The following is a 22,237-nucleotide window of genomic DNA, read 5'->3' on the forward strand; positions in this document are numbered from 1 at the left end:
AGCCGGCGGCATGCCAGCCGAGGCGTGCGGCAGCGAGCGCCGCCAAAGTGGTGACCACGAAGAACATCGTTTACCCCTTCCCGTTTTGTCGTTATGCTTGTGACGTCATCTCGATGGAGATTCCATCTCGATCGAGATAGTAATCTCCATCGAGATTGTCACAAGTACTGCTTCCGAGGGGTAGACATGCGAATCGAAAAATATATGGACGCGGCAATTGAACGCCACAACCTGACGAGCGATACCGCCCTGGCGCGGATGCTCGGGGTGAGCCAAAACACCGTGAGCCAATACCGCACAGGAAAACGGATCCCAGACAACGAGGCGTGCCTAAGCTTGGCGCAGGCCCTCGATATGGCCGACCCCATGCCGATCATCATGGCTGCTGACATGGACCGCGCTGACCGCGCTGGCCAGCGCTCGCTGTGGGAGGTTTTTTCGAAGAGGATGGCCCACGCAGCGGCCCCGGCCAGCCTCGTCGTCGTGGCCGCTAGTGTCACAAAATTTGTGACATCCCCTCCCCTGCAAGCCAGCATTGACGCCGTTTTGCTTGGGGTACGCCACGTATTATGTTAAATGACGTAGAAGGATAGGAACCGACGACCCCCCTTCGCATATCGGAATATTCCGATATACTCCCGGCCATGGACTTGCTCGAAGTATTCAAAGCCCTCTCGAATCGCACGCGTCTCGAGATCCTCAAAGGTTTGAAGGATCCCGAGAAGCATTTCCCTCCCCAGGACGAAGGTGACGTCCACACGGTCGGCGTGTGTGTCAGCAGCATCCAGGAAGGCGTCGGACTGTCGCAATCGACCGTGTCCGACTACCTCGCGACGCTGCAACGTGCGGGTCTGGTGGAAGTCCGGCGCATCGGTCAATGGACCTATTACAAGCGGGACGAAGCCGCCATCCGTGCGCTGGCCGAGCATATCGGGGCTGACCTCTGAGGGGTTGCCCTGTTTTTTTGACGGTTTATATCGATATTTCTCGATATCCCGTTTTTTCGAAACAAAGGAATGCTATGAAAGCCCTCGTACTCACATCATTTGGCGGCCCGGCGTCGTTCGAGCTTCGCGACGTCCCGAAGCCCGTCCCGCACGCTGGCCAGGTTCTCGTCCGGGTCCATGCGACGTCCATCAACCCGCTGGACTATCAGGTCCGTCGTGGCGACTATCCCGATCTGGTGCCGCTGCCGGCCATCACCGGCCATGACGTGTCCGGCGTGATCGAGGCCGTTGGCCCCGGTGTTACCGCCTTCGCGCCGGGCGACGAGGTCTGGTACACCCCGCAGATCTTTGACGGACCCGGCAGCTATGCCGAGTATCACGTGGCCGCCGAAGGCATCGTCGGCAGAAAGCCTCGCTCGCTGAGTCATCTCGAGGCGGCGAGCCTGTCCCTGGTCGGCGGAACCGTGTGGGAAGCACTGGTCGTGCGCGCGGGCCTGCGCGTCGGCGAAAGCATCCTGATTCACGGCGGCGCGGGCGGTGTCGGGCATGTGGCGATCCAGGTCGCCAAGGCGATGGGCGCCAGAGTCTTTACGACCGTGCGCGAGGCCAACTTCGAGTTCGCCCGAACGCTGGGTGCCGACGTGCTCATCGACTATACGAAAGAAGACTATGTGGACGCCGTCATGCGGGAATCGGAAGGCCGCGGCGTCGATGTCGTGTTCGACACCATCGGCGGCGACACGCTGTCACGCAGCCCCGACGCCCTTGCGCAGCTCGGCCGCGTCGTGTCGATCGTGGACATTGCCCAGCCGCAGAACGTCGTGCAGGCCTGGGGCAAGAACGCGAGCTACCACTTTGTCTTCACGCGACAAAACCGCGGCAAGCTCGACGAGCTGAGTGCATTGGTCGATCGCGGCCTGTTGCGGCCCCACGTTGGCGCCGTCTATTCGCTGGCCGAGATTCCGCTCGCGCATGCGCGGCTGGAGACGCCCAATAACGGCATCAAGGGAAAGATTGCGATTACCGTGTCGGAGGGACGTCATGATCTATGAGATCGCCCTGCTCCCCCTGCGCCACGACCGCGTCGACACGTTCAGAGACGCATTTGCCAGGGTCGCCCCGCTGCTCGAGCGCGCAAAAGGATACCGCGGTCACATGCTCGCGCAAGGGGTCGAAAGTCCCCTCCTATTCAACCTGATCGTGCAATGGCAATCGCTCGCCGATCATTCGCCGGGATTCGAATCGAGCGACGATCATCGGCGATTCATGCTGGAACTGGAGCCATATTTCTCGGAAGAACCGAAGGTTTATCACGTTGCAGGGGACTGGAAAACGTAGATGACTACAGCACCAGCGTGCCGCCGGCAGACGTGCGCTGAATGGCCTGCGGCGATTGGCCGAACGCACGCAGAAACGCCTGTCGCATGCGTTCGCGATCGCCGAATCCCGTCTCGCGCGCGATGACTTCGATCGGGTGCCGCGTCGTCTCCATCATCAGCCGCGCGGCCTCGACGCGGAGGCGTTCGATGGCCTTGGCCGGCGACTGGCCGGTCTCTTCGCGAAAGACGCGGCTGAACTGCCGCGGGCTCAGCCGTGCCACCTCCGCCAGCGATTCCACCGAGAGGTCGGTGCCCAGATTCTCCTTCGCGTAGGTCACCGCCATCTGCACGCGATCGGACTTGGCATCGAGTTCCAGCAGCGCAGAAAATTGCGATTGGCCGCCACCGCGCCGCTGATACACCACGAGCTTGCGCGCGACCATGCGCGCCGCCTCCACGCCAAAGTCTTTCTCGACGATGGCAAGCGCGAGATCCACGCCCGCGGTCATGCCCGCCGAAGTCCAGATGTCGCCATCGACCACGAAGATGCGGTCTTCATCGACCTGCACATTGGGGAATTGCTTCCGGAACGCCTGCGCATGCAGCCAGTGCGTGGTCGCGCGTTTGCCGTCGAGCAGGCCCGCCGCCGCCAGCACGAATGCCCCCGTGCAGATGGAGGCGACGCGCCGGCTCGGCGCGGTCCGGATGTAGTCGAGCAGGCTCTCCGCCGGCAGCCGGCAATCGTTGTCGCCCGCCACGATCAGCGTGTCGTACGTGGCGTCCCGGACCCGATCGGTGTTGACCGAGAAACCCTGGGACGTCATTACCGGACCACCGTCTTCCGACACGAGCCGGAACTGATAGGCCACCTCTCCGCGCATGCGATTGGCGTATTCGAACACGCTGCCCACAGCCAGTCCCATGACCTGAAAATTCGGGAACACGACGAGTCCGACGGTATGCATGGCCACTCCGAACGCAATGACAGGGTTCACGGAATATAGCAGAGGCCATGACCTAAATCATTGCATCTACGTCATTGAGGATATCGCGCCGGGATACCAGAATGGGTTCCAGGCCCGGCACGCCGCCGGGTGACCCAAATCGGTTATCCCTTATCGAGACAATGACCATGACTTCGACCGCCATCACCCCGGACACCCCCTCCTCCAAAGGCACCGCCCTGATCACGGGGGCATCCGCCGGCATCGGCGCCGTGTACGCCGACCGCCTGGCCAAACGCGGCTACGACCTCATCCTCGTCGCCCGCAACGCCGCCCGCCTCAGCGCGCTGGCCAATCGACTCACCACCGAGACCGGACGCTCGGTCAGCACCATCGCGGCCGATCTCAACCGCAAGGAAGATCTGGCCAGCATCGAGGCCGTCCTGCGTCAGGATCCGAGCATCACCATGCTCGTGAACAACGCCGGCGTCGGCTCCGTCGCCTCCGTGCTCGCCAACGACGTGGACGATATGGAAGCGATGATCGGCCTGAACATCACCGCCCTCACCCGCCTGACCTATGCCATCGCGCCGGTCTTCGCGGCAAAGGGCGCCGGCACGATCGTCAATATCAGCTCCGTGGTCGGCATTGCCGTGGAAATGCTCAACGGCGTCTACAGCGCTTCCAAGTCCTACGTCCTGAGCTTTGGCCACACGCTGCAGCGCGATCTTGCCGACAAGGGCGTGCGCATCCAGACCGTACTGCCGGCAGCCACGGCTACCGAATTCTGGGATGTCGCCGGCTACGCGAAACAGAAAGAGGCTGCCAGCACGATGACCGCCGACGACCTCGTGGATGCGGCGCTGAGCGGCCTCGATCTGGGCGAACTCGTGACCATCCCGACGCTGCAGGACGACGCGGACTGGACGTCGTGGGAAGTCTATCGTCGTGGGCTGGCGCCGAAGTTCGCCAACGCCAGGCCCGCGCCCCGCTACGCCGTTGCGGCAGCCAAAGCCTGAACCCGGCCAACGCGCTGGCGCAAGCTGGCGCGGAAGACGATACGGTGGCAAGCTGGCATGGCAACGTCATGGGGCAGCTTGACGCCTTATCGCCATGGATTCGAATCATCGGAGGATGACATGCCCTACCTGCAGCTGGACGTCAACGACCATTACTCGACCGAACAGAAAAAACGACTCGCGGCACGCATGAGCGAGACCTATGCGGCCATGATGTCGGTGGATATCCGCCGCATCTCGGTGGCCATTCGCGAGCTTGGCGAAGGGGGCGTATGGCGCATTCCCGAAGTCGGGCAGGAGCCGACGCCCGTCGCGCTCATGATGCTCGACATCCGGAAAGGCCGTCCGCCCGAACTTCGTATGGAAGTCGCCAAGGCGCTGTGTGCGCACTGCATCGAGATTCTGGGCCTGCGTGAGGACCGACTCAATGTCGAGTTCACCCAGCATTCCGGGGACGAGATGTACCACCCGACGCTGGGCGGCTATAGCCCCGACTGGCAGCCTGGCGAGGCATGAGCCTTACCCCGCGCGCGCTCACCGACGCCGATATACGGTGTTCCCCTTTATTGGCCATCCTTGGGCGCGTATTGCATCTCGCCCCTGCCGAACGACCAGTCCTCGCGGGCAACGTCGATGAGGTTGATCCAGACGTCGTCGATACGCATGCCCGTCTTCGCGGCGATGCCCTCGGCCACGGCCTTGTAGAAGGCCTTTTTTACGTCGGTGCTCCGGCCCGCATTCCACGTGATCTGGATAAACACGATATTCGGCGTGTAGCTGACACCGAGATAGCCTTCCTGCGGGTAGATCAGTTCATCCTCCGCATGGCGCGTCACGATCTGAAACTTGTCGTGGACGGGAACGTTGGCGACGGACGTCATGGCGTCGTAGATCACGTTGCCGATGGCGCGCACGGTGTCGGCGGATGCGGTTTTGGCGATGTTGATGCGGGCGAGAGGCATGATGGCTCCGGGATGATGAAAGTCACCGTACAGGTGGAGGTGAAACAGTAGGCCGGGCCATACGATTCCTCAAGCGAATGTTTTTCATCTTTAGTATGCTGATGGCGCATGACTAAAATCGATGCCATATGCTTGAAGAACTGAAGGCCTTTATCGCCGTCGTCGATCACACCTCGCTCACCAGGGCGGCGGAGAAGCTCTACCTCACGCAGTCTGCCGTCTCGCGCCGTGTCCAGCAGCTGGAAGACTTGCTGGGGACGACGCTGCTCGACCGGTCGAGCCGGCCACCGAGCGTCACCGCCGTGGGACAGCGCGTCTATCAGTCCGGGGCCGCGATCCTGCGGGACCTCGACCGTCTGATGCGCATTACCAGGGATGACGAGGAGCCCAGCGGCACGTTCCGAATCGGCCTGCCGCAGGTCATTGCGGACGTTGCATTGTTCGAGATCGCAAGGCGCCTGAAGACGAGCTTCCCCCGGCTCGAACTGCGGTGCCGCACCGAATGGAGCGCAACGCTGCAGCAGGCAATCGCCGCCGGCGATCTCGATGCCGCGATACTGATGCTGCCGATCGGGACCATGCCGTTAGACGGCATGGAGGCCGAGCACATCGCGAGGTTCGACGTATTGGTCGTGCAGAGCAAGGCCACGCCGCTCGTGACCAGCCCCGCGCGCATCGCCGAGCTCGCCGACCACGAGTGGATCCTGAACCCGCAGGGGTGTGGCTATCGTGCATTGCTGCAAGGCGCGATGGAGGGCGTGGGCAAACAGCTGCGCCTTGGCGTCGACGTCCATGGGACCGAGACACAGCTGCATCTGGTCGCGGCCGGCATGGGCCTGGGACTGGCACCGCGCAGCCTGCTCTCGGCCAGCAGCCATTTGCCGGCGTTGTCCGTCGTGGATGCCATCGACATCTCGCTCGTTTTCGACCTGTGGCTGGCGCATGCGAGAACGCTCGGCAATCTCGCGAAAGCGCTCGGCGTCCTTCATCAAGCGCTCGTCGATCCCGTGCAGCCGGCCTAGATTGCAAACTTGGCACGATCCGGATGGCATTCGCACGCCGGGTTCGTATCGCAACGTATCCCGCCGCCCTGCTCTGGCCACATGGGCCGCGAAATCGCTTACCGTTGTTCCGCTCCGGCCGAATCGGAGCGTATCGCCGCTTTCTCGGGACAATGGACAAGCCGCTTCTGACGTTGACTTACGACCAGCTCGATCAATGGATCGAGTCGTTACAACCCGCATTGCTTGCGGAATCGTTTACAGCAAGCATTGGCATTCTTCGCGGTGGTGCGCCGCTGGCGCTGATGGTGTCGCACGCCATTGGTGTGCCGGTGGCGTTCGTCGGCTATGAGCGTCAGGCACGCAAGGTCTCGTGGCAGTCGGCCACACCGATGCCACCGCCGGGCTCGAAGGTCCTGCTCTGCGAGGATATCGCTGGCCGGGGCTTTACGCTGGCCGACAGCAAGGCGTTTCTCGAGAGGCACGGTCTTGTCGTCAGAACATTGACGGGCGCGTTCGATGACATCAGCCGCCTCCGGCCGGACTATGCCAACGACGCACGGGGCTACTTTACGATCTTCCCGTGGGAGCGACAGGCTTATACTGCGGGATATCGCGCGGACTGGGAACGCATGGCATCAGGCGCGGCGGACAGGATGGCGGAAGACCACGAATACGCGGCCTATGCCATCGACCTCGACGGCATTCTGCTCCCCGACGTGCCGCTATCGCGCTACGACGACGACCTCGCTTCGGCATTGCGCGAGCGCGACGCCCTGCTCCCCTTCGAGGTGCTGCCCACCCGCCGCCTGAAGAACGTGCGGGCCGTGATCACGGGGCGTCCCGACATCGACCGGGACCGCACCGAAGCATGGCTGCGCCGGCACGGTTTCGACCATCTGGACCTCGTCATGCGGCCCCGCGATCAGGACGACAGCCCCGCCAGCACCGCCGCGTACAAGGCCGCCGCCGCGCGCCGCTGCGGCGTGACGCACTTTATTGAAAGCGATCCGGTGCAGGCGCTGCTGATTGCAAAAGAGGAACCTCTTTTGCGCGTGGTCTGGTGGGACGCCGCAAACCGAAGCGGCATGCTGATCAATACCGTCGGATGGAACGCCACGGCCGTCCCTGCTTGATTACAGCGTCCAGCCCCCATCGATGGTCACGCTCGTACCTGTGACATAGCGCGCGTCGTCGCCCGCCAGATACGACACCAGTCCCGCGATTTCCGAGGGCTGGCCGACGCGCTTCATCGGGCTGATGCCCTGCAGGGCGTCGATGGCACCGGCATTCATATCGGTATCCGTCGGGCCCGGCTGGACATTGTTGACGGTGATCCCACGCGGCGCGAGGTCGAGCGCAATACCTTTGACCATGCCGGCCACGGCGGTCTTGGTCATCTGGTAGACGCTCGAGCCGGCGAAACCACGGGTGTGAATCGCGACATTGCTGCCGATGGTAATGACGCGCGCGCCATCGGCGAGGTGCGGCACCGTTGCCTGAATCGAGAGGAATACCCCGCGCACGTTCACGTCGAGCATCTGGTCGAGCTCTTCCAGCTTGACCGCATCGATCGCACCGACGCGGAGCAGTCCGGCATTGACCACCACGACGCTCAGTGTGCCGACCTGCGCCACCGCTTGCGCGACCGCATCGCGAATCTCGGTCGGGTCGGCACTGTCGGCGCGGATGGCAAACGCTTCGCCACCGTCCGCGGAAACGCGATCCACCAGGGCCTGCGCCTTGTCCGCGCTCGACATGTAGGTGAACGCCACCACGTATCCATCCTTCGCGAGGCGGGCGACAGTCGCCGCACCGATGCCGCGCGAACCGCCAAACACGAGAGCGGCCTTGCGTGCCGCGGAAGTTGTCTGTTGCATTGTTTGCTCCTTTATTGACTATTCAGTCCAAAATAAACCAAAAAAAACGGCCACATCGCGGGGTGCGTGCCGATGCTTGCCGATGCGTGCCGATGCGTTCTATGCCGCCGCCAGCCGGCCGACCACGAAGTCGGCAAGCTTGTGGAGATCCCCAACGCTGGCCCCTGCGCGCGCCGCGACCTGAAAGCCGGTCATCGTCGTCTGCACGAAGGCCGCGCCTTCGACGGGATCGACGTCTGGATCGATCTCGCCGCTGCGTTGCCCCTCTCGAATCCGTTCCGCGATATGCGTGCCAAGCGTCTGGGAAATCTTCTGCGCCAGCTGGCGCAGCACCGCCTCGCTCGTGCCGAATTCGCCCACCGCGCTGACGCCCAGGCAGCCGAGCCCGCGCAGCGCATCGTCCGCGGGTGCCAGTCCCCGCAGCAGTTCCCGAATGCCATCGAGCGGCGACGCCGGACCGTTCAGGCGCGTGAGATGCGCGCCCAGCATGTTCTGCTGGTAGGTCTGCAAGACCTCCAGATACAGCTTCCACTTGTCGCCGAACGCGTTGTACATGCTCTGCCGGCCGATACCCATGGCCTTGAGCAGATCGTCCGTGGACGTCGCGGCAAAGCCTTTCTGCCGGAACAGGGTCATGGCGCTGGTCAGCGCGGCATCGCGATCGAATTCTCTTGGTCTCACCATGGAGGCAAGACTATACGTTGTAGACTGATTAGTCAAGAACGTTGAACTCGCGGGTCTCGGGCGAGCCGGGCATATCGGGCGCAGCGGACAAGCTCCTCCGCGTAAGGCGCGACGACCAGCACCAGGATGGCGACAAGCAAACCGGCGATCTCCGCGGCGGGTAACGGTACCGCTTTCAGTGCGAGCGAGTAATCGGGCGTTGCGGGTCCGGCTCCGAACAGTGCGAGGAACTGCTCCCAATGCACGCTGGCAATCAGCGCCACCGCGGCCAGCGGCAGGACTTCGAGCAGGCTGTGCATGTGCTGCTCGATCGGCCGGATGGTGCGGTGATCCGTGGCGTAGGCCACATCGATCCAGGCCGTGATGGCGTGAACGGCTGCGCCGGCGAGCATCGCGGCGAAGACCATGGCGTTGATCTCCAGAAAGAGCGCCATCAGCACCGGAATGCCGACCTCGATCATCATTGCGCTATGCATGGCCGACTCGCGCAGCCCGGCATTGCGTTCGATCGCGGTCCGCCGATGGCACCACCAGTCGCCGAGGCCGGCCAGTATCCACAACGGCACGAGTCCGTACATCAGGATCGTGCGGACGGCGTCGACCATGGGTGCTCCTTCGCTGCGTTATCCGTCGTCTCTGGCACGCGCGGCCGGCACGACTTCCGCCCACATCTCGCGGGCCGTGGCGCGCAGCACGGCCCGGCTCTGCGAGTCTCCGCTGACCATCGCCTTCAGATAGTTGCGGACCGCCTCCGCCGGCATATGCGGCGGAACCGGCGGCACAGCCGGATCGGTGAGCACATCGAGCACGACGGGCCGTTTGGCCGCCAGCGCATGCTCCCACACGGGGCCCAGCGCATCCGGCGTTTCCACGCGGATGCCTTCGAGTCCCAGCATTCGCGCGTAGGCCGCGTAATCGAATGGCGGCACCGTTTGCGACGTGTCGAAGCGCCGGTCGCCGGCGAGGGAGCGCTCCTCCCACGTGACCATGTTCAGATCGCCGTTGTTGAGCACGAGCACGATCAGCCTCGGGTCGGACCACTCGCGCCAGTAGGCCGCGACCGTGATGAGTTCGTTGATGCCGTTCATCTGCATGGCGCCGTCCCCTTCCAGCGCGAGCGCCGGACGATCGGGGAAGCAGAACTTCGCGGCTATCGCGTAAGGCAACGCCGGTGCCATGGTCGCGAGGCCACCGGACAACGAACCCTTCATCCCTCGCTGCATGCGGATATCGCGCGCATACCAGGTGGCGGCCGTGCCCGAGTCCGCGCAGAGGATGGCATTCGCGGGCAGACGCGACGACAGTTCCCAGAACACCCGTTGCGGGTTGATCGGTACCGCATCGTCGAGCGCACGCTTCTCCAGCACGCGCCACCAACGCTCGGTATTGGCTTCGACTTCCTCGCGCCAGGCGAAGTCGGTACGGGTGTCCAGCAGCGGCAACAGCGCGGCGAGCGTCTCTTTTGCATCGCCGACCATCGGCACTTCCATCGGATACCGCATGCTCAGCTTGCGGCCATCGAGGTCGATCTGCACACCGCGCGCCTGGCCCTCCTGAGGCAGGAATTCCGAGTACGGGAACGAAGAGCCGACCATCAGCAACGTATCGCACTCGCTCATCAGCTGCCAGCTGGCGCGTGTCCCGAGCAGGCCGATACTGCCCGTGACATAAGGCAGGTCATCGGGCAAGACCGCCTTGCCGAGCAGCGCCTTGGCCACGCCCGCGCCAAGCCGCTCCGCCACGGCGATCACTTCGTCGGTGGCGCCGAGCGCGCCCGCCCCGACGAGCATCGCGACCTTCTTGCCGCCGTTGAGCACGGCCGCGGCGCGCGCGAGCGTCTCGGCATCGGGCACCACGCGCGGCTTGACGTAGCCGACGCCGCTATGCACGGTGCCATGCTCCGCCGGCGGCGTGGGTACGGCGTCCATCTCCTGCACATCGTTCGGCAGGATCACACAGGTGACGGTACGCTGGTCGAGTGCAATACGTAGCGCCCGATCGACGAGATGCCGGACCTGCCCCGGCGTCACGGCCATCTGCACATATTCGTGCGCGACATCCTTGAACAGCGACAGCAGGTCGACTTCCTGCTGATAATCGCCGCCCAGCGCGGCAAGGCGCTGTTGCCCGATCAGGCAGACCACGGGCTGGTGATCGGCCTTGGCGTCGTAGAGTCCATTGAGCAGGTGGATCGCGCCGGGCCCCGACGTGGCCATGCAGACGCCGACCTCCCCGGAAAATTTGGCGTGCGCGCAAGCCATCATGGCCGCGCTTTCCTCGTGACGCACCTGAATCAGCCTCGGCCCGTCTTTCCGCGCCCGGTCGAGCGCGCCGAGCATGCCGTTGATCCCATCGCCGGGATAGCCATAGATGCGTCCGATGCCCCAGGCACGCAGCCGCTCGAGAATGAAATCTGCCACGGTGGCCATGTGGAACCCCTCAGAAAAGCCGTCAGCGAGGCGGAGATTGGTAGCGTGCGCGGGCGCTCTTTACACGCAGGGGGTAAAGATTGCCCGTCTCCGCCGCCGGCGGCCCGGCAGGGGAAGCGTCGCGGCGGCTCACCAACCGGATGCCGGACATCGGTGCGAAATGCATGCCATGTCCGGCCTGCGCTTCCGCCGCGTCGTGTAGACGCGTGCGTGGGGCGGGGCCTATGTGGCGGCCCAGCCGTGCACCTCGAGCACCGCATCGGCAAACGCTTCCGGCGCCTCCTGCGGCAGGTTGTGACCCGCGTTCTCGACCAGGCGGCGCTGATGGCGCCCCGTGAAGCGACTCAGGTTGGCCTGATTGTTGGCCTGATCGTTGGCCTGATTGCCCGCGGGTGGCATGACGCCGTCGGCGCCACCGTCCATCGTGATCGCGGGTACCGTGATCGATGGGCTGGCCGCGAGGCGGCGCTCGATGTCATCGTAGCGCGGGTCGCCCTCCACGAGGCCGAAGCGGTGACGGTAGGAATGCACGACGACGTCGACGAAATCGGGATTGTTGAACGACGCGGCCGAGCGCGCGAAGGTGTCTTCCGCGAAATGCCACGTGGGCGACCACAGGGACCAGAGCAGACGGCAGAACTCGCGCCGGTTCTCGCCGAGTCCGGCACGGCCCCGTTCGCCGTGGAGGTAGTACTGATACCAGAGCCGGTACTCCTGCTCCGGCTTCAGCGGCTGCATGGCGGTGGCCAGATGCTGGATGTTGTAGCCGTTGACCGAGACCAGCCCCTGCACGCGCGAAGGATAGAGCGCCGCCACGATGCACGCCGCGCGGCCGCCCCAGTCGTATCCGCCCAGACAGGCCCGATCGATCCGCAATCCATCGAGCAGCGCAAGCAGGTCGGCGCCCAGCGCCGCCTGTTGGCCGGAACGTGGGGTGTCCGCCGAGAGAAAGCGCGTAGGGCCGTATCCGCGCAGGTAGGGCCGGATGACTCTCGCGCCCTGACGCGTGAGGCGCGGCACCACATCGTCGTACGTGTGGATGTCGTACGGGAACCCATGTAGCAAGACGACCGGCCATCCGCCCGCATCGCCCTGTTCGTCATAAGCGATATCCAGCAGATCGGTTTGGATATGTCTGAGCATGACGCCTCCTGCTCGCGCGGCCCTCAGCCACGCATCGGGCACTGGTTGAAGCGCTCACGGAAGTCGGCGGAGGCCTCGTACACGTGTCTGCGCACGCGCATGATACCGCCGAGCGGGCGGTGCGCGGCCAGGCCATGCCACGGATTGAACGACATGCAGTCGTCGATCGCCGTGACGCGCGACTCGGCCCACGTATCCTGCGGCTGCGCGCGAATGCGTGCCACGGTAAGGTACGGACTGGTGTCCTCATCCCACTCGACCGACGCATCCTCGATGGGCATCGCCTCCGCGCTGGTGGCCAGCTGCACGCGGACTTCCCATTCCGCGCCCTGCCGCGCGAAGAATGCGTGAACGGCCTCGCGCAAGGCGTCGGGATGATCGCGCAACGCGATGCGCGCATCGGCCAGCGCCGCAATCTCCGGAGACACCGGTGTCAGGCTGAGCTTTGCGTAATACGGGCCGTACAGCACCGGTACGCAGGTATAGAACGTTTCGCCGAGGATATGCGTGGGCGGATGGCCGCCCAGGCTTTTCAGCGTCGCGCTTTCGCCGCCGACCGCTTCGATCGCATGCTCGACGCCGCGCAGCATTGCCGAGAGCGCCTTTTTCGCGCGCGGTGCGCGGTCCGTCGTCTTGGCCAGCAGACTCAGGTTCGCGAGCAGCTTCGCCGGGGTCGCGGCGGAAAAAGCCGGTGCGTTCACCATGACGAAGTTCTGCGTCGCCCTGCCCTCGCTGCCCGGCAACCGCTCACCGGACACCTCGCTGACCTTGATGGCCAGTCCGCGCGGGGTCGAGACGCTGTCGTCGAGAATATCGCCGGGATTCGTGGAGAGCCGCATGACCACCGGATACAGGCCGGGCTTTGCAAACAGGCCTTGCGCGAGTTCGGGCGGCAGGCCCTCGAGGACCTCGATCTCGCCATCGAGCACGCCATGGCATTTCGCATGCACGCTGCGCACGGCGTACCCGTAGTCACGCGCGGTCGTCTGCTGGATCTCGTGCAGCACCTCCATCAGCTTGATCACCGTCGTAGCCTCGTCCTCCGGCACCTGTTCGAAGCTGGGGTCGAAGGGAAGCGGACGGATGGGAAACGGGGCGGACATGGAGGCTCCAGGCGGAATCGGATCGTCACGGGAACGCAATCTTCATTCCAGCGGCGCGCGTTACCTGCCGCAGCGATGTCCGCCGCGCGCACACGCAGCATTTACATCGGCCGATCGGGATTTGCCGGTACGTTTTGCTCGACCTGGCCACTGGCGCCTTCCCCTCCCCCGTTCCAGTTCGCGGAACATCCATGCGAATCCGCGCGCGTCGCCCAGAATCGTTTCAGGCCGCAATGACGGTCTGGCGATCGCTGTCTGGCGGTCCATGACAAGGAGACGACAATGACGATAACCCTGCGACGCGCGCTCGCTCGCGCACCGGCTGCTGCAGGCGCTGGTGGACGAGCGTTATGTCGTGCGGGTGCCGCCGGCCAGCTACACCGTGTCCATCAAGCTGTGGGAACTGGGATCGGCGGCTCTCTGGAGCTTCGACCTGCGACGGCATGCCGACGCGCTGATGGAAGCGCTGATGCAATCCACGGGCGAGTCGGTGCACCTCTCCGTACTGGACGGACGCGAGGTCGTGTACGTCCACAAGGTGGAATGCCCGAACCCGATTCGCGCGTATAGCCAGATCGGCGGGCGCGCGCAGGCGCATTGCGTGGCGACGGGCAAGGCCATGCTGGCGTTTCGCAATCCGCAGTGGCTCGCCGAGATCGCGCATGACCTCACCGCCGCCACGCCGCGCACGATTACCGACCCCGACGGATTCCAGCAGGAAATGCAGCGCGTGCGCCGCGCGGGCTATGCGATCAACCGCGGGGAATGGCGCCCTGGCGTGAACGGCCTGGCGGCCCCCATCTTCGACGGCACCGGCGCCGTCATCGCCGCCATCGGTATCTCGGGGCCCGATACGCGGCTGCGCATGGCACGGTTGCGGGACCTGACGACGCCGGTGCGCGAAGCCGCGGAGCAACTCTCGACGGAGCTCGGCGAAATCGGCCCCCACGCGTCGTTGATGCGCGTCACCAACCATTGGGGCGCGCTGGGGTAATCGACGTAAGCCGTCGTGACACCAGTCATGTTTGCAAATAAGAACAATTCTCGATATCATCCGTCGCTCAGCACCGCCCCGGGTTCACGGCCATGTCGACCACCATTCGCGTTCTGTACGAGGACAACCATGACTGGCTCTGCCAGTGGTTGCGTCGTCGGCTCGATTGCAGCGAAGAGGCGCTCGACCTGGCCCAGGACACCTTTCTGCGCCTGCTGCGCAAGCCCGATGACGTGCCCGGGATCAAGGAGCCGCGCGCGTTCCTGACGACCGTGGCGCGTGGGCTGCTCAACGACCACTGGCGGCGGCGTTCGCTCGAACAGGCGTGGCTGGAGGCCCTTGCGGCCTTGCCCGTCGAAGTCGCCATCTCCCCCGAGAATCTCGTGTCGATGCAGCAGGAGTTGCAGCAGCTGGACGCCATGCTTGCCACGCTCGCGCCGCAGGCACGCGAAGTCTTCGTGCTGTCGCAGCTGGAAGGCCTGACCTACGTGCAGATTGCCGAGCGCACCCGGCTCAGCGACCGGACCGTCAAGCGGTACATGGCGCAGGGCTTCGAGCTCTGCCTGACGCTCCTCCACTGATTGCCGCGGTACCGACCTGCCGTGTCCCCCTCCGATTCCTCTCCCGCGCTGGATCCCGCCATCATTCGCGAAGCGGCGAACTGGCTCGTGCGGCTGCATTCCGGCGAGGCAGGCCCCGCGGAGCTCGAAGCGTTCGAGCGCTGGCGCCGGACCGGGCCCGATCACGAACGGGCCTGGGAGCGCGCCGAGCGGCTCAGCGCCAAGTTCGGCGCGGTGTCGCCCGCGCTGGGCGTGCCCGTGCTGACGCGTCGCGATGCCACCCACCGCGCATCCAACCGCCGCGCGGTCCTGAAAACGCTGGCCGTGCTCGGCGTGCTGGCACCGGCCGGCTGGCTTGGCGCCCGCCTGTGGGCAGACGAAGCAGGCGACGTCTATCACGCCGCCGTGGGCGAGCATCGGCGCATCGCGCTTGCCGATCGCAGCGTCGTCCAGCTGAACACCGCGACCCACCTCGCCGTGCACTACGCCGACGACGCTCGGGTCCTGCATTTGCGGCAGGGCGAGATCTATATCGAGACGGCTCCGGACTTCCGCAGCCCCGCACGCCCGTTCCTCGTCGATACGCGGCAAGGGCGCCTGCGGGCGCTGGGGACGCGCTTTACGGTCAGGGCACTGGCGACCGGCGGCCAACCGGTGACCGCGCTGACCGTCCTCGAGCATCGTGTCGAGATCTCGCTCAAGGCCACGGGCGAACGCCGGATCGTCGGGGCGGGCGAGACGGCCCGCTTCTCCGACCGCGCGTTCGAGTCGGTGGAACGGACAAGCCCCGATGCCGGCCCGACGGCGCCGGTGTCTGCCGACGCGCCCGGCTGGACGCGGGGCATGCTGCAGGCGGACGACATGCGGCTGGACGCGTTCGTCGCCGAACTGTCGCGCTATCGCAGCGGCATCGTGCGCTGCGATCCGGAAGTGGCCGGGATCAAGGTGTCTGGCGTCTTCATGCTCGGGGACACCGACCATATCCTCGACATCATCGGGCAGACACTGCCGGTGCGCGTGGTCCGGCGGACCGGTTACTGGGTGACCGTGACAGCTGCTTCCTGAGGATTTTTTTCCTTTTTTGTTTGACGCCGTGTCCCCTTTTGCTGTCGTCGTTCGGCATATGGGGCATTGACGAAGGACATGAAGAGGAAACGAAGTGGTGCCGTCGGAATTTGAAGTCATCGAGAACACTGCCGGGCGCAAAACCGCCTGTCGCAACACTGCCCGCCGTTTTGCCCTGACCGCCATCGCGGCCTGCATCACCGCCGGCGCCGCCACGCACGCGCCGCGTGCCCACGCGCAAGCCGCGGTACAGGAAGCGCGCGACTACCGGATTCCCGCCGGCCCCCTCGCCTCCGCCCTCTCCGCCTTCGCCCGCGACACCGGCGTCACGGTCGCGTTTCGCCCCGAAGATACGGCCGGCCTGACGACCGGGGGGCTGCAGGGCCGGTACACGGCGACGGAAGGCCTGACCGCGTTGCTGGCGGGTACGCGCCTGCGCGCGGTGCCGCAGGCGCGCGAAGGGTTTGTGATTCAGGGAAGCCCCTCATCCGCACCGTCAGCGGCAGCCACGCGCGCGCAGGTCGACATCGACAACGATCCGCTGCAGAACGCGCCCACGCTCGAAGCGATCACCGTCAGCGGCGACTGGCTCGGCACCGGGCTGGAGAACAGCGTCCAGACCTTCGGCGGCGCGCGGACGCTGGTCAAGCGGGACGAGATCCAGAACAGCGGCGCCACGAATATCGGCGACGTCCTGCGGCGCATTCCGGGCGTCCAGATCAGCGGCAGCACGAGCGCCACCGGCGCCTCGGTGGGCCTGCACGTGGGCATTCGCGGCCTGAATCCGCGCAATTCGTTCCGCTCGACGATGCTGATCGACGGCATTCCGCTGGCCATGGCGCCATATGGCCAGCCTAACCTCGTGATGTCGCCCGTCAGTTCGGGCAATCTGGATTCCATCGACGTGGTGCGCGGCGGCGGCGCGGTGCGCTACGGCCCGCAGAACGTCGGCGGCATCATCAACTTCAAGACGCGCGCGGTGCCGACCACACCGGGCCTGACCGCGGACGGTTCGCTGCGCTACAACGCCTATGGCCATGGCGGCACGAACCGGCAGTACAGCGCGTTTGCCGGCACGCAGACGGACTACGGCCTGGGCGTCGCGGTGCTGTATTCGGGTCTCGATGGCCAGCAATGGCGCGATGGCAGCCACGACAACTACAACGACCTCGCCGTGAAGTGGCGCTATGAGATCAGCCCGACGTCCGAGGTCTACGGCAAGTTCTCGCACTACGACGTCAAGTCGATGACGCCGGGCGGCCTGACCGTGGCCCAGTATCGGCAGAACCCGTTCCAGAACACGCATCCGACGGACTCGTGGCGCGGCGACCGCAATCAGGTCGATATCGGCTATGTGAATTCAATCTCGGACACGCAGGAGTTCGAGATCCGCAGCTACTATTACGAGAGTTCGCGCAAGAGTTCGCTGATCAATCCGGCGCAGGGCCGCAACGATTTTCAGCCGCGCGACAATCAGGTGGTGGGCGTGGAGCCGCGCTATACGCAGCGCCTGCAATGGGGCCCGACCACGCACGACGTGACGATCGGCTATCGGTATATCCACGAGTCGGGTACCGACACGCGCTATGCCACGTCGCTGACCACGGGCAATCAGATCGGCGTCTCGCAGATCTTCGACAACGGCACGAACGCGCACTCCATCTACCTCGATGACCGCATCGCGTATGACCGCTGGCGCATCACGCCCGGTATCCGCTACGAGAAGATCAACAGCGACCGGCAGCCGAGCGGCACCACCGACGACACGCCGTTCCACGTCGGCAACAGCCGCGCGCTGCCCTCGCTGAACGTCTCGTACCTCGTCAGCGACAAGTTCACGCTCTATACCTCGTACAGCACGTCGTTTGGCGCGGTCCAGTACACGCAGCTGAACTCGATGTCCGCGACGAATCCGCTGAAGCCCGAAGTGGCCAAGACCGTCGAGATCGGGGGCCGCTACAACGGCGATCAGCTGCATTCCGAACTGACGCTGTTCGATCTGCGCTTCGACAACCAGATTCTGTCGATTCCCGGCACGAATCCGGCCGTGTTCCGCAACCTCGGCGCGACGAACCACAATGGCGTGGAGTTCGCCGTCGACTACGACTTCGACCGGTCGGGCTTTCTGGCGGGCCTGAATCTCTACGCCAACTACACGTATGTGCGCGCGATCCAGAAGTCCGGGGAGTTCGATGGCAACGACGTGCCCTTCTACTCGCGGCAGACGGCGACGTGGGGGGGACGCTATACGCGCCAGAGCTGGGCACTCAACGTGTTTGCCACGGTGCAGAGCAGCCAGTACTCGGACACCGCCAACACCGTGCAGGAATCGGCGGACGCGCTCAATGGCCGCGTGCCGGGGTTCAGTGTGTGGAACGCGCAGGTGAGCTACAAGATTCCGGGCCGCAAGAACAGCGACCTCGCGTTTGGCGTGAACAACCTGTTCGATCACCGCTACTACACGCGTAACGTCGATACCAACGGCGGCCGGATGGTCGGCGCGCCGCGGATGTTCTACGTGCAGGCGCGGCTCGCGTACTGATCAGGCCCGCGACACCTGCTGCCGGCGCTGCAGCCGCATGGCACTGAAACCGCAGCCCAGCAGCGCGGTGCCCCCGCCGATCCACAGTGCCATGACCGGGCCGCCCGCCGCCCATGTGTGAAAGCACTGCGCCACGAGCGCGGCGCCGATGGTTTGTCCCATCAACCGCGAGATGGCCACGATACCGCTCGCGCCGCCGCTGCGGCCCGGCGGCGCATTGCCCATGATCGCGCGCATATTGGGCGCCTGAAACAGCCCGAACCCCATGCCGCAGATGGCCAGCCGCAGCGCGATATCCGCTTCCGACGCGTGAACGGGCGCCAGCGCCAGCGACCACATGCCGGCCGCGAGTACGGCGAGGCCCGCGCTGCAGAGTACCCCCGGCGAGAAGCGCCCGCCGTCGCTCAGCGGCGCGACGAGCGCCGCCATGATCGCCACGACGAGCGGCCATGCGGCGAGGACGAACCCCGTGCGAACCACGGTGATGCCGAGCGTGCCCTGCAGGAAGAACGGCAGCGACACCAGCGCGAGCGATTGCGTGGCGAAGGCGCAGACCGACGTCAGCGACGAGAAGCCGATCGACCGCATCGCCAGCAGATCCACGGCCAGAATCGGCGCGGGATGCCCGCGTTGCAGGCGCAGCAGCGAAAGCAGCAACACACCTGCCGCCGCAACGAACAGCCATGCGAGGACCGGCGCGCCGCCATTCTCCACGAGGCAAAGCCCGAGCGTCAGCAGCCCCAGGAACGCCGTGCAGAGCATGGCCGGCGCGGGCTCGAACCGGTGCCCCGCCTGCACGCCGCCCGGCAGGTAACGCCATGCCAGCGCAATGGTCGGGATCGCGAGCGGCACGTTGATCAGGAACAGCCAGTGCCAGCTGGCGACGGACAGCACCGCCGATGCGACCACAGGCCCAAGCGTAAAGCCGATGGCGACGACCAGCGCATGCGCGCCCAGCCCCCGGCCCAGCATATGCGGCGGATAGATGTGCCGGACCACCGCCGCCGCCACGCTCGACATGGCTGCGGCACCCACGCCTTGCAACGCGCGCCCGAGTATCAGCACCCACAACGCCGGTGCGCCACCGCAAATGGCGGACGCGATGGCGAACAGCGCGACACCGCCCGCAAACACGGTCTTGTACCCGACGCGTTCGCCCAGCGAGGCAAACGGCAGCAGCATCGCGATCATCGCGATCTGGTAGGCGTTGGCGACCCAGATGATCGTGGCATCGCTGGCGCGGAGGCTTTCGGCGATCTGCGGAAGCGCGGTATTGGCGACGGTCGTATCCAGCGAGGCCAGGATCGATGCGCACATCAGCGCGGCCATGGCGATACGTCGTGCGCGGGCGGGAATCGGGGGGTCTTGTGGCGTCATGATGCGTCGATCATCCCGCCGGAGTAATATCTACGTCCAATATTGTTTTGACAATGATTGATACATCGCAGGTATGATGGATCTGCGCCGACTCCGCTATTTCGTCGTTCTGGCCGAGACGCTTCACTTCAGCCGCGCCGCGGCGCGGCTCAATATCGCCCAGCCGCCGCTGAGCCACCAGATCAAGGTGCTCGAGGAAGAGCTGGATGCGAAGCTGTTCGAGCGCAGCAACCGGCGCGTCGAGCTGACGCCCGCCGGCAAGGCGCTGCTGCCCGAAGCGCTCGCGCTGCTTGCGCAAGCCGACCGCGCTAGCGGCATCGCGGCCAGCGTGCAGCGTGGCGAGCTCGGCGAATTGCGTGTGGGCTTTACCAGCGGTGCGGCGCTCACGGACGTCATTCCGCGCCTCATCCTTGCCTTCCGGCAGCGGCGCCCCGGCGTGCGCGTGCGCATCGAGGAGATGACCACGCAGGCGCAGCTGGTGGCGATGCTCGAGCGGCGGATCGATATCGCATTTATCCGGAGCGCGCAGGCGCCCGACCTGCCGCCGACGCTCGGTGCCATGCGCCTGTTCGAGGACGCGCTGGTCGTGGCGCTGCCGCCGAAGCATCCGCTTGCGGCCGGCAGCGGCCCGCTGTCCGTGAGCGCGCTGGCCAACGAGGAATTCGTGATATTCCCCCCCGAGAGCGGCACTGGCGTGTTCGAGCAGATCGTCTGGCTCTGCCGCCTGTCGGGCTTTGCGCCCCGCGTGGTGCAGGAAGCGCTGACCGCCGTCACCATCGTGGGCCTCGTCGCGGCGGGCCTCGGCATCGCATTGGTGCCTGCGTCGTTCAGGCGCGTCGCGGTGACGGGCGTGTCCTATCGCCGGCTGCGCAACAAGGAAGCGAAGTCCGCGATGTGGATGGTCTTCCGGACCGGGACCGTATCGGAGCAGGAGCGTGCGTTCCAGGAACTCGCGGGGGCCTGATTGCCCGTCGGCGCCTCAGAAGAAGTGCCGTACCCCGACGCGCACCACCACCTGGTCGGGGCCCGATGCGACGTTCGCCGCGCCGGCCACATACGCGGCGTCGAGCACGCTGTCCGTCTTGTCGCCGCTCACGTGCTGATACACGGTCTGCAGATACACGTCCGTGCGCCTGGAGAAGACATAGTCCGCCATCAGGCCGACCGAGTGATAGACCGGATGCTTCTCGCCCGACGTGGCATCGAACGTCGCGCGCGTGTAGGCGTACATGGCGCCGAACCAGTATGAACGGGTCGGCTGGTACTTGATGTTGGCCTCGACGTTCTGGAAGCGCAGTGCCGCGAGCGTGCCCGCGGCCGGCGCGATATCGCCGACATATGCGGAACCGCGCGGGTCGGCCACATCGGTTTGCGCGTACGAGACGCCGAACTGGAACTTGCCGATCTCGTAGGCCCCACCCGCGCCCCAGATCCTGAGCTTGCTGCCCGCGAGATTCTGGTCCGCGCCGTTGTCGAGCGCGCCATAGGATGTCGCCGATGGGCTGTCCGCCTGCAGGTACGCGGCGGCCAGCGTCAGGCCACCGGTCGCATACTGCGCGCCGCCGCTGAACACGCGATTGTTCGAGAACTTCGCGTCCTCGCTGAGCCCGACCATGCCGCCGAACTTGAGGCCGCCCAGCGCCGGGCTTGTGTACTTCACCGCGTTGTTGACGCGGAACGTGTTGATGAGGTTGTCGTTGTCGTACGGGTGCGCGAACATGTAGCCACCCCACGTACCGCCGGCCGTCGTTTGCGCGAGATAGTCCACCACCGAGTCGTACTGCCGCCCGAGCGTGACCGCGCCCCAGCGCGCGTCGTTCACGCCGACGAATGCCTGACGGCCGAACAATGCGCCGCCCTGGTACGCGCGGCCGTTGTCGACGTCGAAGCCATTCTCGAGCTGGAACAGCGCCTGCGTGCCGCCGCCCAGATCCTCGGTGCCCTTGAGGCCCCAGCGGCTGCCATGCGGGAACCCGCTGGCCATGGCCACCTGGCTGTGGCCGCCGACGTTGCTGGTGTAGTTGATGCCTTCATCGATCACGCCATAGAGCGTGACACCACTCTGCGCCGAGGCAGACGTCGTGGCAGTGAAAAGCGCTGCCATGCACAGCCATCGTGTGCGTGTGTCTCTCTCGGTAATCATGGGAACTTCCTGATCGGGGTACATGGCCCCGGCGCGGACTGCTAGGTCGTCTGGCTCGAACGTGTCGATGTCAGTGCGGCAGCGCGGCCGACAATGCGGCCGATGGCACCGGGATGAAGCGCGGC

At 65.3% G+C, this 22,237-nt stretch carries 23 protein-coding genes; 13 read left to right on the forward strand and 10 right to left on the reverse strand.

Annotated features, from left to right (window positions below):
* Positions 1-186 precede the first annotated feature (186 nt).
* From AAHB16_RS00140 to AAHB16_RS00155, 4 genes are all read left to right on the forward strand, one after another.
* Positions 187-576: a helix-turn-helix domain-containing protein gene (locus AAHB16_RS00140; RefSeq protein ID WP_342049730.1), complete on the forward strand. Its 390-nt coding sequence runs from the start codon at positions 187-189 to the stop codon at positions 574-576.
* Between the two features lie 68 nt (positions 577-644).
* A complete protein-coding gene (locus AAHB16_RS00145; protein ID WP_150371820.1) occupies positions 645-947 on the forward strand; it encodes an ArsR/SmtB family transcription factor in 303 nt (100 codons plus the stop codon).
* A 74-nt stretch (positions 948-1,021) separates the two neighbouring features.
* The gene (locus AAHB16_RS00150; protein WP_342049731.1) at positions 1,022-1,999 is read left to right on the forward strand and encodes a zinc-dependent alcohol dehydrogenase family protein; all 978 of its coding nucleotides are present in this window, start codon (positions 1,022-1,024) and stop codon (positions 1,997-1,999) included.
* The gene (locus AAHB16_RS00155; protein ID WP_342049732.1) at positions 1,989-2,285 is read left to right on the forward strand and encodes an antibiotic biosynthesis monooxygenase family protein; all 297 of its coding nucleotides are present in this window, start codon (positions 1,989-1,991) and stop codon (positions 2,283-2,285) included. The genes AAHB16_RS00150 and AAHB16_RS00155 overlap by 11 nt, the downstream gene beginning before the upstream one ends.
* A 4-nt stretch (positions 2,286-2,289) precedes the next feature.
* Here AAHB16_RS00155 and AAHB16_RS00160 read toward each other — a convergent pair whose 3' ends face one another.
* Positions 2,290-3,231 (reverse strand): GlxA family transcriptional regulator, encoded by a 942-nt coding sequence (locus AAHB16_RS00160; protein ID WP_342049733.1) that lies wholly within the window; start codon positions 3,229-3,231, stop codon positions 2,290-2,292.
* A 167-nt stretch (positions 3,232-3,398) separates the two neighbouring features.
* Between AAHB16_RS00160 and AAHB16_RS00165 the strand changes: the two genes are divergently transcribed.
* Positions 3,399-4,229 (forward strand): SDR family NAD(P)-dependent oxidoreductase, encoded by an 831-nt coding sequence (locus AAHB16_RS00165; RefSeq protein ID WP_342049734.1) that lies wholly within the window; start codon positions 3,399-3,401, stop codon positions 4,227-4,229.
* 120 nt (positions 4,230-4,349) lie between these two features.
* Positions 4,350-4,745: a tautomerase family protein gene (locus tag AAHB16_RS00170; RefSeq protein ID WP_150371824.1), complete on the forward strand. Its 396-nt coding sequence runs from the start codon at positions 4,350-4,352 to the stop codon at positions 4,743-4,745.
* A gap of 47 nt (positions 4,746-4,792) precedes the next feature.
* On the opposite strand, the gene AAHB16_RS00175 is transcribed toward AAHB16_RS00170, so the two are convergent.
* Positions 4,793-5,191 (reverse strand): tautomerase family protein, encoded by a 399-nt coding sequence (locus AAHB16_RS00175; RefSeq protein WP_342049735.1) that lies wholly within the window; start codon positions 5,189-5,191, stop codon positions 4,793-4,795.
* A 128-nt stretch (positions 5,192-5,319) separates the two neighbouring features.
* On the opposite strand from AAHB16_RS00175, the gene AAHB16_RS00180 reads away from it, so the two are divergent.
* Positions 5,320-6,213, forward strand: coding sequence for a LysR family transcriptional regulator (locus AAHB16_RS00180; protein WP_342049736.1), 894 nt, complete (start codon positions 5,320-5,322; stop codon positions 6,211-6,213).
* Between the two features lie 152 nt (positions 6,214-6,365).
* A complete protein-coding gene (locus tag AAHB16_RS00185) occupies positions 6,366-7,328 on the forward strand; it encodes a phosphoribosyltransferase (RefSeq protein WP_342050010.1) in 963 nt (320 codons plus the stop codon).
* On the opposite strand, the gene AAHB16_RS00190 is transcribed toward AAHB16_RS00185, so the two are convergent.
* The 6 genes from AAHB16_RS00190 to AAHB16_RS00215 form a co-directional block, all read right to left on the reverse strand.
* Entirely contained in the window at positions 7,329-8,072 is a 744-nt protein-coding gene (locus AAHB16_RS00190; RefSeq protein ID WP_342049737.1) for an SDR family oxidoreductase, read from the reverse strand.
* A 99-nt stretch (positions 8,073-8,171) separates the two neighbouring features.
* Complete coding sequence (locus tag AAHB16_RS00195; protein ID WP_342049738.1) at positions 8,172-8,756, reverse strand: TetR/AcrR family transcriptional regulator; 585 nt, start codon at positions 8,754-8,756, stop codon at positions 8,172-8,174.
* Between the two features lie 32 nt (positions 8,757-8,788).
* Positions 8,789-9,361 carry a diguanylate cyclase gene (locus tag AAHB16_RS00200; protein ID WP_342049739.1) on the reverse strand — a complete coding sequence of 191 codons (573 nt, stop codon included), beginning with the start codon at positions 9,359-9,361 and terminating at the stop codon, positions 8,789-8,791.
* Positions 9,362-9,379: 18 nt separating this feature from the next.
* Positions 9,380-11,185 carry a thiamine pyrophosphate-requiring protein gene (locus AAHB16_RS00205; RefSeq protein WP_342049740.1) on the reverse strand — a complete coding sequence of 602 codons (1,806 nt, stop codon included), beginning with the start codon at positions 11,183-11,185 and terminating at the stop codon, positions 9,380-9,382.
* A 222-nt stretch (positions 11,186-11,407) separates the two neighbouring features.
* Positions 11,408-12,328 (reverse strand): alpha/beta fold hydrolase, encoded by a 921-nt coding sequence (locus AAHB16_RS00210; RefSeq protein ID WP_150371832.1) that lies wholly within the window; start codon positions 12,326-12,328, stop codon positions 11,408-11,410.
* 23 nt (positions 12,329-12,351) lie between these two features.
* On the reverse strand, positions 12,352-13,431 hold the full coding sequence (locus tag AAHB16_RS00215; protein ID WP_342049741.1) for a catalase family protein: 1,080 nt from the start codon (positions 13,429-13,431) through the stop codon (positions 12,352-12,354).
* 337 nt (positions 13,432-13,768) lie between these two features.
* On the opposite strand from AAHB16_RS00215, the gene AAHB16_RS00220 reads away from it, so the two are divergent.
* The 4 genes from AAHB16_RS00220 (at position 13,769) to AAHB16_RS00235 (ending at position 18,592) form a co-directional block, all read left to right on the forward strand.
* A complete protein-coding gene (locus AAHB16_RS00220) occupies positions 13,769-14,425 on the forward strand; it encodes an IclR family transcriptional regulator (RefSeq protein ID WP_342049742.1) in 657 nt (218 codons plus the stop codon).
* Between the two features lie 92 nt (positions 14,426-14,517).
* The gene (locus tag AAHB16_RS00225) at positions 14,518-15,006 is read left to right on the forward strand and encodes a sigma-70 family RNA polymerase sigma factor (RefSeq protein ID WP_150371835.1); all 489 of its coding nucleotides are present in this window, start codon (positions 14,518-14,520) and stop codon (positions 15,004-15,006) included.
* A gap of 21 nt (positions 15,007-15,027) precedes the next feature.
* A complete protein-coding gene (locus AAHB16_RS00230; protein WP_150371836.1) occupies positions 15,028-16,050 on the forward strand; it encodes a DUF4880 domain-containing protein in 1,023 nt (340 codons plus the stop codon).
* Between the two features lie 175 nt (positions 16,051-16,225).
* Entirely contained in the window at positions 16,226-18,592 is a 2,367-nt protein-coding gene (locus AAHB16_RS00235) for a TonB-dependent siderophore receptor (protein ID WP_446718054.1), read from the forward strand.
* Here AAHB16_RS00235 and AAHB16_RS00240 read toward each other — a convergent pair whose 3' ends face one another.
* On the reverse strand, positions 18,593-19,969 hold the full coding sequence (locus AAHB16_RS00240; RefSeq protein WP_342049744.1) for an MFS transporter: 1,377 nt from the start codon (positions 19,967-19,969) through the stop codon (positions 18,593-18,595).
* Between the two features lie 76 nt (positions 19,970-20,045).
* Here AAHB16_RS00240 and AAHB16_RS00245 point away from each other — a divergent pair, with 76 nt between their 5' ends.
* Positions 20,046-20,933: a LysR family transcriptional regulator gene (locus AAHB16_RS00245; protein WP_342049745.1), complete on the forward strand. Its 888-nt coding sequence runs from the start codon at positions 20,046-20,048 to the stop codon at positions 20,931-20,933.
* A 15-nt stretch (positions 20,934-20,948) separates the two neighbouring features.
* Here AAHB16_RS00245 and AAHB16_RS00250 read toward each other — a convergent pair whose 3' ends face one another.
* Positions 20,949-22,073 (reverse strand): porin, encoded by a 1,125-nt coding sequence (locus tag AAHB16_RS00250; RefSeq protein ID WP_342049746.1) that lies wholly within the window; start codon positions 22,071-22,073, stop codon positions 20,949-20,951.
* Between the last annotated feature and the right edge of the window lie 164 nt (positions 22,074-22,237).

It is taken from the genome of Cupriavidus sp. OTU4054 (genome assembly GCF_038440175.1).
Lineage (GTDB): Bacteria > Pseudomonadota > Gammaproteobacteria > Burkholderiales > Burkholderiaceae > Cupriavidus > Cupriavidus pauculus_D.

Coding starts and splice junctions, on each gene's coding strand:
- AAHB16_RS00240 (WP_342049744.1), bottom strand. CDS start 19,969: ATGACGCCACAAGACCCCCCGATTCCCGCCCGCGCACGACGTATCGCC.
- AAHB16_RS00175 (WP_342049735.1), bottom strand. CDS start 5,191: ATGCCTCTCGCCCGCATCAACATCGCCAAAACCGCATCCGCCGACACC.
- AAHB16_RS00155 (WP_342049732.1), top strand. CDS start 1,989: ATGATCTATGAGATCGCCCTGCTCCCCCTGCGCCACGACCGCGTCGAC.
- AAHB16_RS00140 (WP_342049730.1), top strand. CDS start 187: ATGCGAATCGAAAAATATATGGACGCGGCAATTGAACGCCACAACCTG.
- AAHB16_RS00215 (WP_342049741.1), bottom strand. CDS start 13,431: ATGTCCGCCCCGTTTCCCATCCGTCCGCTTCCCTTCGACCCCAGCTTC.
- AAHB16_RS00250 (WP_342049746.1), bottom strand. CDS start 22,073: ATGGCAGCGCTTTTCACTGCCACGACGTCTGCCTCGGCGCAGAGTGGT.
- AAHB16_RS00190 (WP_342049737.1), bottom strand. CDS start 8,072: ATGCAACAGACAACTTCCGCGGCACGCAAGGCCGCTCTCGTGTTTGGC.
- AAHB16_RS00165 (WP_342049734.1), top strand. CDS start 3,399: ATGACTTCGACCGCCATCACCCCGGACACCCCCTCCTCCAAAGGCACC.
- AAHB16_RS00170 (WP_150371824.1), top strand. CDS start 4,350: ATGCCCTACCTGCAGCTGGACGTCAACGACCATTACTCGACCGAACAG.
- AAHB16_RS00185 (WP_342050010.1), top strand. CDS start 6,366: ATGGACAAGCCGCTTCTGACGTTGACTTACGACCAGCTCGATCAATGG.
- AAHB16_RS00210 (WP_150371832.1), bottom strand. CDS start 12,328: ATGCTCAGACATATCCAAACCGATCTGCTGGATATCGCTTATGACGAA.
- AAHB16_RS00200 (WP_342049739.1), bottom strand. CDS start 9,361: ATGGTCGACGCCGTCCGCACGATCCTGATGTACGGACTCGTGCCGTTG.
- AAHB16_RS00195 (WP_342049738.1), bottom strand. CDS start 8,756: ATGGTGAGACCAAGAGAATTCGATCGCGATGCCGCGCTGACCAGCGCC.
- AAHB16_RS00160 (WP_342049733.1), bottom strand. CDS start 3,231: ATGCATACCGTCGGACTCGTCGTGTTCCCGAATTTTCAGGTCATGGGA.
- AAHB16_RS00150 (WP_342049731.1), top strand. CDS start 1,022: ATGAAAGCCCTCGTACTCACATCATTTGGCGGCCCGGCGTCGTTCGAG.
- AAHB16_RS00245 (WP_342049745.1), top strand. CDS start 20,046: ATGGATCTGCGCCGACTCCGCTATTTCGTCGTTCTGGCCGAGACGCTT.
- AAHB16_RS00205 (WP_342049740.1), bottom strand. CDS start 11,185: ATGGCCACCGTGGCAGATTTCATTCTCGAGCGGCTGCGTGCCTGGGGC.
- AAHB16_RS00145 (WP_150371820.1), top strand. CDS start 645: ATGGACTTGCTCGAAGTATTCAAAGCCCTCTCGAATCGCACGCGTCTC.
- AAHB16_RS00225 (WP_150371835.1), top strand. CDS start 14,518: ATGTCGACCACCATTCGCGTTCTGTACGAGGACAACCATGACTGGCTC.
- AAHB16_RS00180 (WP_342049736.1), top strand. CDS start 5,320: ATGCTTGAAGAACTGAAGGCCTTTATCGCCGTCGTCGATCACACCTCG.